The 12234-nt window shown below is 44.2% G+C and carries 7 protein-coding genes, 3 tRNA genes and 3 rRNA genes; all 13 read left to right on the top strand.

The genetic code is table 11. The features are described from left to right. The first annotated feature begins 217 nt into the window (after nt 1–217). Nucleotides 218–1766: ribosomal RNA gene (locus HDEF_RS06005) — 16S ribosomal RNA — on the top strand. 85 nt (nt 1767–1851) lie between these two features. Beyond that, nucleotides 1852–1928: transfer RNA gene (locus HDEF_RS06000), tRNA-Ile, on the top strand. Between the two features lie 56 nt (nt 1929–1984). Further along, a tRNA-Ala gene (locus tag HDEF_RS05995) sits at nt 1985–2060 on the top strand. A gap of 83 nt (nt 2061–2143) precedes the next feature. Beyond that, a 23S ribosomal RNA gene (locus tag HDEF_RS05990) occupies nt 2144–5045 on the top strand. 59 nt (nt 5046–5104) lie between these two features. After that, nucleotides 5105–5220: ribosomal RNA gene (gene rrf / locus HDEF_RS05985) — 5S ribosomal RNA — on the top strand. Together the 16S, 23S and 5S rRNA genes with 3 tRNA genes alongside form the textbook arrangement of a ribosomal RNA operon. 73 nt (nt 5221–5293) lie before the next feature. Then, nucleotides 5294–5369 (top strand) — tRNA-Trp (locus tag HDEF_RS05980). Between the two features lie 290 nt (nt 5370–5659). Beyond that, entirely contained in the window at nt 5660–5932 is a 273-nt protein-coding gene (locus HDEF_RS11555) for a transposase (RefSeq protein ID WP_086935001.1), read from the top strand. Nucleotides 5933–6407: 475 nt separating this feature from the next. Continuing rightward, on the top strand, nt 6408–7265 hold the full coding sequence (pldA, locus tag HDEF_RS05970; protein ID WP_044612530.1) for a phospholipase A: 858 nt from the start codon (nt 6408–6410) through the stop codon (nt 7263–7265). A gap of 578 nt (nt 7266–7843) precedes the next feature. Continuing rightward, entirely contained in the window at nt 7844–8569 is a 726-nt protein-coding gene (gene rpsB / locus HDEF_RS05965; RefSeq protein WP_015873751.1) for a 30S ribosomal protein S2, read from the top strand. 41 nt (nt 8570–8610) lie between these two features. After that, nucleotides 8611–9471, top strand: coding sequence for a translation elongation factor Ts (gene tsf, locus HDEF_RS05960; RefSeq protein WP_015873750.1), 861 nt, complete (start codon nt 8611–8613; stop codon nt 9469–9471). A 4-nt stretch (nt 9472–9475) separates the two neighbouring features. Continuing rightward, nucleotides 9476–10207, top strand: a complete 732-nt coding sequence (pyrH, locus tag HDEF_RS05955; RefSeq protein ID WP_015873749.1) for a UMP kinase — start codon at nt 9476–9478, stop codon at nt 10205–10207. 52 nt (nt 10208–10259) lie between these two features. Beyond that, on the top strand, nt 10260–10817 hold the full coding sequence (gene frr, locus HDEF_RS05950; protein WP_015873748.1) for a ribosome recycling factor: 558 nt from the start codon (nt 10260–10262) through the stop codon (nt 10815–10817). Between the two features lie 105 nt (nt 10818–10922). Then, nucleotides 10923–12110, top strand: a complete 1188-nt coding sequence (ispC, locus tag HDEF_RS05945) for a 1-deoxy-D-xylulose-5-phosphate reductoisomerase (RefSeq protein WP_015873747.1) — start codon at nt 10923–10925, stop codon at nt 12108–12110. The last annotated feature ends 124 nt before the right edge of the window (nt 12111–12234 follow it).

Genomic DNA, 12234 nt, shown 5'->3' with positions numbered 1-12234 from the left:
AGCATGATAGATGTGTATTGTAATGGAAGAAAGGGATGTAAAGGAGTTGACGGGAGAGAATAAGTGAGTAGAATGCGCGGTCATGTTGTGATTAGGAAGCAGCTCTTTAAAAATTTATCAGATAATGTGTGTGTGCACTGAAGTGAGAGGGAATGATATTAACGTTATGATGTTGAGCAAACAGAGATGTTTGTGAGACGAAGAGAATAAGAAGTAAGAATTGAAGAGTTTGATCATGGCTCAGATTGAACGCTGGTGGCAGGCCTAACACATGCAAGTCGAGCGGCATCGAGTGATCGCAGTTTACTGAGTTCATGTCGGCGAGCGGCGGACGGGTGAGTAAAGTCTGGGAATCTGGCCGAAGGAGGGGGATAACTGCTGGAAACGGCAGCTAATACCGCATGAAGTCGCGAGACCAAAGTGGGGGACCTTCGGGCCTCACGCCTTCGGATGAGCCCAGATGAGATTAGCTGGTAGGTAAGGTAAAGGCTTACCTAGGCGACGATCTCTAGCGGGTCTGAGAGGATAGCCCGCCACACTGGAACTGAGACACGGTCCAGACTCCTACGGGAGGCAGCAGTGGGGAATATTGCACAATGGGCGAAAGCCTGATGCAGCCATGCCACGTGTGTGAAGAAGGCCTTCGGGTTGTAAAGCACTTTCAGCGAGGAGGAAGCGATAAATGCGAATACCATTTATTTTTGACGTTACTCGCAGAAGAAGCACCGGCTAACTCCGTGCCAGCAGCCGCGGTAATACGGAGGGTGCGAGCGTTAATCGGAATAACTGGGCGTAAAGGGCATGTAGGCGGTGAGTTAAGTCAGATGTGAAATCCCCGAGCTCAACTTGGGAATGGCATTTGAAACTGGGTCGCTAGAGTTTTCTAGAGGGGGGTAGAATTCCAGGTGTAGCGGTGAAATGCGTAGATATCTGGAGGAATACCGGTGGCGAAGGCGGCCCCCTGGAGAAAGACTGACGCTGAGGTGCGAAAGCGTGGGGAGCAAACAGGATTAGATACCCTGGTAGTCCACGCTGTAAACGATGTCGATTTGGAGGTTGCGGTCTTGAACTGTGGCGTCCGGAGCTAACGCGTTAAATCGACCGCCTGGGGAGTACGGCCGCAAGGTTAAAACTCAAATGAATTGACGGGGGCCCGCACAAGCGGTGGAGCATGTGGTTTAATTCGATGCAACGCGAAGAACCTTACCTACTCTTGACATCCACGGAATTGTGCAGAGATGCGCAAGTGCCTTCGGGAACCGTGAGACAGGTGCTGCATGGCTGTCGTCAGCTCGTGTTGTGAAATGTTGGGTTAAGTCCCGCAACGAGCGCAACCCTCGTCCTTTGTTGCCAGCGCGTAGAGGCGGGAACTCAAAGGAGACTGCCGGTGATAAACCGTAGGAAGGTGGGGACGACGTCAAGTCATCATGGCCCTTACGAGTAGGGCTACACACGTGCTACAATGGCGTATACAAAGGGATGCGAACCTGCGAGGGAAAGCGGAACTCAGAAAGTACGTCGTAGTCCGGATTGGAGTCTGCAACTCGACTCCATGAAGTCGGAATCGCTAGTAATCGTAGATCAGAATGCTACGGTGAATACGTTCCCGGGCCTTGTACACACCGCCCGTCACACCATGGGAGTGGGTTGCAAAAGAAGTAGGTAGCTTAACCGCAAGGAGGGCGCTTACCACTTTGTGATTCATGACTGGGGTGAAGTCGTAACAAGGTAACCGTAGGGGAACCTGCGGTTGGATCACCTCCTTAACTATAAACTCTCACTATCAGTGTCCACTCACATTATCTGATAAATCATGAAAAAAGACGACATTTCGTTTTTGTATCTTACATTGGGTCTGTAGCTCAGCTGGTTAGAGCGCACCCCTGATAAGGGTGAGGTCGGTGGTTCAAGTCCACTCAGACCCACCAACTTACCTTAAATTTTTGATGGTATGTTGTAACTTAAGATAATTTTTTTATTGTATGGGGCTATAGCTCAGCTGGTAGAGCGCCTGCCTTGCACGCAGGAGGTCAGCGGTTCGATCCCGCTTAGCTCCACCAAGTTAAATCATTTTCAAGAAATTGCTCTTTAAAAATAAGGGATAAGCAAGAGATTGTAAGTCAGAAACAATTTCGGGTTGTAAGGTTAAGTAATGAAGCGTACAGGGAGGATGCCTAGGCAGTCAGAGGCGAAGAAGGGCGTGTTAATCTGCGAAAAGCGACGGTAAGCTGATAAAAAGCGTGTTAGCCGTTGATACCCGAATGGGGCAACCCAGTGCAGAATATGCACTATCGTAATATGAATAAATAGTATTGCGAGGCAAACCAGGGGAATTGAAACATCTCAGTACCCTGAGGAAAAGAAATCAACCGAGATTCCCTAAGTAGCGGCGAGCGAAAGGGGAGGAGCCCGGAGTCACCATCTTTGCGCAATTAGGGGAATCGTTTGGGAAGACGAGCCATAGAGGGTGATGGCCCCGTACCTGAAAATTGCAGCAGAGTGAGCTCGAAGAGTAGGACGGGACACGTGATATCCTGTTTGAAGATGGGGGGACCATCCTCCAAGGCTAAATACTCCTGACTGACCGATAGTGAACCAGTACCGTGAGGGAAAGGCGAAAAGAACCCCGGGAGGGGAGTGAAATAGACCCTGAAACCCTGTACGTACAAGCAGTGGGAGCTTCGAAGCAATGAGAAGTGACTGCGTACCTTTTGTATAATGGGTCAGCGACTTATATTTTGTAGCAAGGTTAACCGAATAGGGGAGCCGAAGGGAAACCGAGTCTTAACTGGGCGATGAGTTGCAAGGTATAGACCCGAAACCTAGTGATCTAGCCATGTGCAGGTTGAAGATGTGTTAATCCACATTGGAGGACCGAACCGACTTATGTTGAAAAATGAGCGGATGACATGTGGCTGGGGGTGAAAGGCCAATCAAACTAGGAGATAGCTGGTTCTCCCCGAAAGCTATTTAGGTAGCGCCTCGTGGGTTTATCTTCGGGGGTAGAGCGCTGTTTTGGCTAGGGGGCCATCCCGGCTTACCAACCCAATGCAAACTGTGAATACCGAAGAATATGACCACGGGAGACACACGGCGGGTGCTAACGTCCGTCGTGGAGAGGGAAACAACCCAGACCGCCAGCTAAGGTCCCAAAGTCATGGTTAAGTGGGAAACGATGTGGGAAGGCTTAGACAGCCAGGATGTTGGCTTAGAAGCAGCCATCATTGAAAGAAAGCGTAATAGCTCACTGGTCGAGTCGGCCTGCGCGGAAGATGTAACGGGGCTAAACCATGCACCGAAGCTGCGGATGCGTGCAAACGCATGGTAGGGGAGCGTTCTGTAAGCCGAAGAAGACGCTCTGAGAAGAGTTTTGGAGGTATCAGAAGTGCGAATGCTGACATGAGTAACGATAAAGCGGGTGAAAAGCCCGCTCGCCGAAAGACTGAGGTTTCCTGTCCAACGTTCATCGGGGCAGGGTAAGTCGACCCCTAAGGCGAGGCTGAAAAGCGTAGTCGATGGGCAACAGGTTAAGATTCCTGTACTGAGTATTACTGCGAAGGGGGGACGAAGAGGGCTAGGCAATCCGGGGGCCGGTGGTCCCGGTTCAAGCGTGTAGGAGGATGAGCCAGGCAAATCCGGCGCATCTTGACTCTGAGGCGTGATGAGGATTGCCCTTATGGGGTAAGAAGTTGCTGATGCCGAACTTCCAGGAAAAGCCTCTAAGCAACAGGTAATAGTCAATCGTACCGAAAACCGACACAGGCAGTCAGGTAGAGAATACTAAGGCGCTTGAGAGAACTCGGGTGAAGGAACTAGGCAAAATGGTGCCGTAACTTCGGGAGAAGGCACGCTGGCGTTAGGTGAAAGGACATGCTTCTGGAGCTGAGGCCAGCCGCAGAGACCAGCTAGCTGCAACTGTTTATTAAAAACACAGCACTGTGCCAACACGTAAGTGGACGTATACGGTGTGACGCCTGCCCGGTGCCGGAAGGTTAATTGATGGTGTGAGTGTCAAAACAAAGCACTTGATAGAAGCCCCGGTAAACGGCGGCCGTAACTATAACGGTCCTAAGGTAGCGAAATTCCTTGTCGGGTAAGTTCCGACCTGCACGAATGGCGTAATGATGGCTAGGCTGTCTCCACCCGAGACTCAGTGAAATTGAACTTGCTGTGAAGATGCAGTGTTCCCGCGGCAAGACGGAAAGACCCCGTGAACCTTTACTATAGCTTGACACTGAATATGAAACCTTAATGTGTAGGATAGGTGGGAAGCGAAGAAGTGTAGACGCCAGTCTATGTGGAGCTGCTGTTGAAATACCACCCTTTGATGTTTGATATTCTAACTTGGTCCCGTTATCCGGGGTGAGGACAGTGTCTGGTGGGTAGTTTGACTGGGGCGGTCTCCTCCTAAAGAGTAACGGAGGAGTACGAAGGTCAGCTCATCACGGTCGGACATCGTGAGGTGAGTGCAAAGGCATAAGCTGGCTTGACTGCGAGAGTGACGGCTCGAGCAGGTACGAAAGTAGGTCTTAGTGATCCGGTGGTTCTGAATGGAAGGGCCATCGCTCAACGGATAAAAGGTACTCCGGGGATAACAGGCTGATACCGCCCAAGAGTTCATATCGACGGCGGTGTTTGGCACCTCGATGTCGGCTCATCACATCCTGGGGCTGAAGTAGGTCCCAAGGGTATGGCTGTTCGCCATTTAAAGTGGTACGCGAGCTGGGTTTAGAACGTCGTGAGACAGTTCGGTTCCTATCTGCCGTGGGCGTAGGAAGATTGAGGGGGGCTGCTCCTAGTACGAGAGGACCGGAGTGGACGCATCACTGGTGTACGGGTTGTCATGCCAATGGCATTGCCCGGTAGCTAAATGCGGGAGAGATAACCGCTGAAAGCATCTAAGCGGGAAACTTGCCCCAAGATGAGTCTTCCCCGCAAGAGATTGTGGTAAGGGACGTTAGAGACGATGACGTAGATAGGCTGGGAGTGTAAGTGCAGCGATGTATTCAGCGGACCAGTACTAATGACCCGAGAGGCTTAACCTTACAACACCGAAACTGTTTTAGAGCGCATGACTTGCTTATTCTGAAGAAAAAAAATATGGCTTGGCGGCCAAAGTGCGGTGGACCCACCTGAAACCATCCCGAACTCAGAAGTGAAACGCCGTTGCGCCGAGGGTAGTGTGGGGTTTCCCCATGTGAGACTAGGACACCGCCAGGCTCCTTACATAAGCAGCCAAAACATTTAAAGCCGGCCTTTCTGTTGACGACATACTTACTGAAAAGACATTTTTAGGGGTGTAGTTCAATTGGTAGAGCACCGGTCTCCAAAACCGGGTGTTGGGAGTTCAAATCTCCCCACCCCTGCCATGCTTTAATGCTTTGTGGACGATTTTTGTAAAAAGTTCGAACCCATTTTTAATGCATATCTTGTGATAAATAGGTAAAAAAACGAATCATGGCAACCTCTATTTCTTTAGTCAGAACTCATGACTGTAGTCATATTCTTTCATCAATTTCGCTACCGCCACTTCAAATGATTTTATATTCATTACGTGTGTCAAAATATGGGCTAAGAGTTTCTGATTCTTCTTTCATACTGACGCTGTATTCAATTTCTTCCTCGTTATACAATCGCTCTTAATGCTTTATTTAAAATCATGAAAGGAACATGCACCGGTCTGTCCATCGTAGATTCAATCCCCATACCCGTTTGCAAACTCTTTCTAGCTAAGCCTCATCGGGTTTTCGAGGCACCACTGCACTCGGAGAAACTTCAACAGGAGGGGTTTTTGGATTTAAATGACATATTGATTATCCATCATTTAGGAGAAATACTCAGCATGCGTTTTACTCGAGGGAATGTAGACGATAGAATGACTGCGCCTGACTTAGGGGAAAATATTACAGGTCAGATTTACGCAGATAATTGAAACCGTTTTTGATCAACACCAAAGGCTCGCTTTACGCTTCGATAAATTCGATGTCGCCTTCTTTTCTTTCTTCGCTATCGCTTGTCTTAAAGTCTTTAAATGACTTTGTTAACAGCGCCATAATCCAAATGTCATTGGAATGTTGAAATTTTTCAAAATGATTGCAGATAAATATCGAAATAGACTAAATGCTTTAGACTCTGGTTCAATTTCATTGCCGGAGCTTATAACTATGAATTGTATTAATAAAGTTTGGAAAGAAATCTAAATAAATAACGAACAATTTTTGTTTTTAGCAACTTTCAGGTTAATCCAAGAGCAGCCAGAGCAGCCAGAGCAGCCAGAGCAGGATTCAACTCACAAACAGGTGCGGTTCACATTCCGGCTACAAATATTCTAGTTTTTAAAGCGGATCAAAATTTTACAGGGAAGGGGCTGTCAAGTGACCTATTATCCGAAATCTATTTTTAAACCAATAGCTTATTCAATTATCTGCTTCGTGACAGGTGCTTTTTCACTTTGTGATGCACAGGAACTGACAAGTGCTGAAATGAGCGATAAGGAAGTTAAAAAGAAGGGTATTGTTGCAAATTTACTGCATGATGAGGGTAATATTTTTCATTTGTACTCTTATGAAAAAAATTTTTTGCTTTATACCTTCACAAACCACATTAACAAAAAAGCGATAAGCAAATACTCGTGGGCTGAAAAAGCCAAAAAAAATGAATTATTATTCCAATTTAGCGTTGGATTTCCTATATGGAAAGGTATTATCGGTGATAACTCCTTGTTAGGGGCTTCTTATACACAGCGTTCTTGGTGGCAAATGCTGAATATACAAGAATCTTCTCCATTTAGAGAAACTAACTATGAACCACAGTTGTTTCTAGGATGGGCCACCCATTATAAATTAGCAGGATGGGTATTGCGAGATATCCAAATAGGCATAAATCATCAATCTAACGGACGTTCTCAGGAGACATCCCGAAGCTGGAATCGAGTATTTTTGAAACTCATGGCACAAAATGGAAAATGGAAAATAGATGTTATGCCTTGGCTACGCGTTGGAAAAATTGAAGACAATCCAGATATCAGTAAATATATGGGCTACTATAGTTTAAAAACAAGCTACAAGTTGGAAGCAAACGAGATTAGCGTAGAAACTCGGTATAATTGGAATAGTGGATACGGCGGAGTCAATATTGGCTGGAGCCATAATATTTCATCAAACTTAGCTTTATATACTCAGCTCTTTAGCGGCTATGGGGAATCACTGATTGATTATAACCACCGACAGACGAGATTTGGCATAGGTTTTACTCTCAAAATATAGTAAACGAGTTCCTTAGATGTAGGGCCTCCTTGTTTTCTGATGATAATATCTACATCAAAATAAGGACCTTACAGCTAGTGTCTGTCACCCTTGAGCCGAATGAAACATAACGCCATTGAGACGCTCTCTTGACTCATAAGCCATAATACAGAATGCCGCAAGTTCATTTACTAGAAACGCCCTATAAAGATCTTTCGTACATTATATGCCCAGCCATCTCATCACCCCCTTAACTTTTTCCATGGCCTTTTACATTCTTCTATAGCAGGGCGAAACTCGTGTTTAATGCAGAAATTTTAATGGGACAGCCGTGGTTAATCAACTTGGCGTCTGGCACAAAATTCATGTTTGTGATATAAAACGGCGTTTTTATCAGGGAGTTCATAAAACATCGGCCTTCAAGGCGAGGATATTTTGAGCGGTATGGAATACCATGTTTACCTGTGTATAAAACTGAACTTACTCTGTGTTAAACACACACACTGGTCGACACATAATCCGGGGTGCCCAGATATTTTGGGTCGGTATTACGGGACTGGTGGAGGTATAACCCCAACAATACTAAAGAGGCGTTAATTATGGTAGCTATTTCTATGCGTGAGATGCTCGAAGCGGGTGTGCACTTTGGTCACAAAACCCGTTACTGGAATCCAAAAATGAAGCCTTTTGTTTTTGGTTCTCGCAACGGTATTCATATTATTAATCTTGAATTTACCGTCACGATGTTGAATAACGCATTGAGTGAATTAAGAAAAATTTCTGCCCGTAAAGGTAAAATTTTATTTGTGGGTACAAAGCGGGCTGCAAGTGAGGCAATAAAAGAAGCTGCAGGTAATTGTGCACAATTTTTCGTTCATCATCGTTGGTTGGGCGGAATGTTAACGAATTGGAAAACGGTTCGCCAGTCCATCAAACGTTTAAAAGATTTAGAGACACAGTCCCAAGATGGTACATTTGAAAAATTGACTAAAAAAGAAGCTTTGATGCGCACCCGTGAACTCAATAAATTGGAAAATAGTTTGGGGGGGATTAAAAATATGGGAGGCTTACCTGACGCCTTATTTGTTATTGATGCTAATCACGAACATATTGCTGTTAAAGAAGCCAACAATTTAGGTATTCCTGTATTTTCTATAGTAGATACCAATTCAGATCCAGATGGTATCGATTTTATTATTCCTGGAAATGACGATGCTATTCGCTCGATAAAACTTTATCTCAATGCTGTTTCTGCTGCGATTTCTGAAGGTCGTTCCGAAAATTCTGTGATGCAAAAAGAAGAAAGTTTAATAGAAACAAAATAATGCAAAACAAGAATATTTAAAAAATCATTGAGGAATAAAACATGGCTCATATTAGTGCCACTCTTGTAAAAGAACTGCGCGAACGCACTGGCGCAGGGATGATGGAATGTAAAAAAGCCTTAGTTGACACGCAGGGTGATGTTGAACTGGCCATTGATAACATGCGAAAATCTGGTCAAGCAAAGGCAGCAAAAAAATCAGGTCGAGTGGCTTCTGAAGGCGTCATTTTACTGGAAATTTCTTCAGAGCAAAAATTAGGTGCGATTCTTGAATTGAATTGTGAAACTGATTTTGTCGCCAAAGATGCCAGCTTTAAATCTTTTGCTGAAGAAATTATCAGTACTGCGCTGAAAGAAAAAATCACATCTTCTGAGCTCTTAAAAGCCAAATTTGAAGAACAACGGACTGCTTTGGTAGCGAAAATAGGGGAAAATATCAATATCCGTCGCATTGCAATGCTTGAATCGGAAGCATTAGGCAGTTATCTGCACGGTGCACGTATTGGTGTGCTTGTTTCAGCTGTTGGGGCTGATCAGAAATGCCTTAAAAATCTTGCGATGCATATCGCAGCGAGTAAACCAGAGTATGTTAATTCTGAGGATGTCCCAAGCGAGGTCGTGAATCGTGAGCATCAAGTTCAATTAGACATTGCAATGCAGTCTGGAAAGCCTCGTGACATCGCTGAAAAAATGGTGTCTGGTCGCATGAAAAAATTTACGGGTGAAATTTCTTTGACAGGCCAAAATTTTGTGATGGAGCCAACTAAAACCGTGGGCGACTGGCTGGAAGAGCATGGGGCGACTGTTCTCAATTTTATTCGATTTGAAGTGGGTGAAGGGATTGAAAAATCGACCACAAACTTTGCTGATGAAGTTGCTGCGATAAGTAAAAAGGAAGTCTGAGATCATGGCAGCAAAACCAATATATCAAAGAATATTACTCAAACTGAGTGGTGAAGCACTTCAAGGCAAGGAAGGCTTTGGTATCGACGCTACGATTTTGGATCGTATAGCAAAAGAAATCAAAGAATTAGTTGAGCTCAACATGCAGGTTGCTTTGGTGATTGGAGGAGGGAACTTATTTAGAGGTGCAGGGTTAGCCAAAGCTGGAATGAATCGAGTAGTCGGTGATCATATGGGTATGTTGGCGACTGTCATGAATGGTTTAGCCATGCGGGATGCCTTAAATCGTGCTGGTGTTAATACAGGCTTAATGTCTGCTATACCTCTTAATGGTGTTTGTGACAGCTACAGTTGGACAGATGCCATCAAATTATTAAATCGTAAAAGAGTCGTTATTTTTACCTCTGGTACTGGTAACCCCTTCTTTACGACTGACTCTGCAGCTTGTTTACGTGGTATAGAAATTGAAGCCGAAGTTGTTTTAAAAGCCACAAAGGTCGATGGAGTTTACTCAGAAGATCCGATGAAAAATCCTCATGCTAAATTTTATCCAGAACTCACTTATCAAGATGTATTAGACAGTGAGTTAAAGATAATGGATCTTGCTGCTTTTACCTTGGCTCGTGATTATCAACTCCCGATTAAAATCTTTAATATGAATAAACCGGGAGCTTTGAAACGTGTTGTGATAGGAGAAAAGGAAGGCACTCTTATACATCAGAAAAGAATGGAATAATTCAACATCACCTTACTAGCTCGTTTCATTATGAATGATTAAAGGTTTAAAAATGATCAGTAAAATAGAAACAGAAACTCAAAGTCGCATGGAGAAATGCACAGAATCTTTTGAAAGTCAAATTAAAAAGATACGAACTGGAAGAGCTTCTCCCAGTATTCTTGATAGCATTCAGGTAGAGTACTATGGAGCTTCGACTCCGCTGCGTCAGTTAGCCAACATAGTGGCCGAAGATTCAAGCCATTTAGCAGTGACTGTCTTTGATCGTAATTTAACCCCTTATATCGAAAAAGCCATTCAAAATTCTCCTTTGGGCCTCAATCCTTCGTCAGCTGCAAACCTGATCAGAGTGCCTTTACCGCCGCTCACTGAAGATCGCCGAAAAGAATTGATTAAAGTGATACGTTCAGAAGCAGAAGCAGCACGTGTTGCCGTTCGTAACATACGGGCTTCTGTTAACAAAAAAAGCAAAGAGACGTTAAAAAAGAAAGAAATAAGCGAGGATGAAGATCGTCAAATTCAAGATAATGTCCAAAAGCTAACGGATCGATATATCAAGAAAATTGATGAATTTTTAACAAAAAAAGAAAAAGAAGTAATGACAGTTTAACAAAAGATTCTTTACTTCTCTGAAACAGATTTGATATCAAGTTTCTCCATTATTTGTAAAGCAACCCGGAAAAATACTTAGGGAGGATTTCCCCTTAAGGCACCTATGAAGCAGCTGGCGATTCTTGGTTCTACTGGTTCTATTGGCTGCAGCACTTTAGCCGTAGTACGAACCAACCCTCACTTATTTTCTGTCACCGCCCTGGTTGCCAGCTCCAATGTTCAACGGATGGCAAAACAATGCGAAGAATTTCATCCTCGTTATGCCTCTATGTCCAATGAAAAATTGGCACAGGAGCTTCGTTTGTTATTAGCAAAAAAAAATATAAAAACAGAAGTATTTTCTGGTTCTAAGGCGGCTTGTGAATTAGCCATGTTAACAGAGGTAGATCAAGTGATGGCTGCCATAGTGGGTGTAGCTGGTTTAACACCGACCCTTGCTGCCATTCGTGCTGGCAAAAAAGTGCTTTTGGCCAATAAGGAATCTCTCATTACTTGTGGTCGTATTTTTATGAATGCCGTAAAAAAGTATGGCGCACAACTGTTACCTATTGATAGCGAACATAATGCTATTTTTCAAAGCTTACCCCAAAAAATACAACGAGAATTAGGTAATCTATCTTTATCTGAAAATGGAGTTTCAAGCATCATTTTAACTGGCTCCGGTGGCTCATTACGTGATATTCCCTTAGAAGAATTTTCTCGCATCACACCCGAAAAAGCCTGTGCTCATCCAAATTGGTCTATGGGGAAAAAAATATCAGTAGATTCGGCTACTATGATGAATAAAGGTCTTGAATACATCGAGGCTCGTTGGCTATTTAATGCGTCTGATCAACAAATTGAAATTTTACTACATCCTCAATCTGTGATTCATTCTATGGTTTGTTATAAAGATGGCAGTATACTGGCGCAATTAGGAGCCCCTGATATGCGAACACCGATTGCTCATGCCATGGCCTATCCAGAAAGGATCAACTCGGGCAGTCCCTCTTTGGATTTTTATAGTATGAATGCATTGACTTTTTCAAAACCTGATCCCGCTCGCTATCCTTGTCTACAATTGGCGATACATGCCTTCAAGAGCGGCCAATCAGCAACCACGATATTAAATGCTGCCAACGAAGTGGCTGTAGAGGCCTTTTTAAACACAAAAATTCGTTTTACGGATATTGCGATGATCAATCAAAAAGTCCTGGACCAGCTCAGCTTGCCGGAGCCCAGGGATGTGCAGGAAGTACTAGATATTGATCGTCAAGCTCGTCAAAAAGCAGAAAAAATTCTTTTGGCATGACTGTACTCAATTTTAAACAGATCTTTTCATCAAAAAATTTGTTGCCTAATAGTAAAAAGAGGGGTTTTAGGATAAATGAAGTGAATTTCAATTCATTCGAGGGATTTTTTATTGGCATCAAGAC

This window comes from Candidatus Hamiltonella defensa 5AT (Acyrthosiphon pisum) (assembly GCF_000021705.1).
GTDB classification, from domain to species: Bacteria; Pseudomonadota; Gammaproteobacteria; order Enterobacterales; family Enterobacteriaceae; genus Hamiltonella; species Hamiltonella defendens.
Note: the sequence above shows the minus strand (reverse complement) of the source record. Positions and strands in the feature narration are given on the sequence as shown.

Excerpts from the sequence above, each read along its gene's own strand:
- HDEF_RS11555 (WP_086935001.1), top strand. The coding sequence starts at position 5,660 with ATGAAAGGAACATGCACCGGTCTGTCCATCGTAGATTCAATCCCCATA.
- rpsB (WP_015873751.1), top strand. The coding sequence starts at position 7,844 with ATGGTAGCTATTTCTATGCGTGAGATGCTCGAAGCGGGTGTGCACTTT.
- tsf (WP_015873750.1), top strand. The coding sequence starts at position 8,611 with ATGGCTCATATTAGTGCCACTCTTGTAAAAGAACTGCGCGAACGCACT.
- pyrH (WP_015873749.1), top strand. The coding sequence starts at position 9,476 with ATGGCAGCAAAACCAATATATCAAAGAATATTACTCAAACTGAGTGGT.
- frr (WP_015873748.1), top strand. The coding sequence starts at position 10,260 with ATGATCAGTAAAATAGAAACAGAAACTCAAAGTCGCATGGAGAAATGC.
- ispC (WP_015873747.1), top strand. The coding sequence starts at position 10,923 with ATGAAGCAGCTGGCGATTCTTGGTTCTACTGGTTCTATTGGCTGCAGC.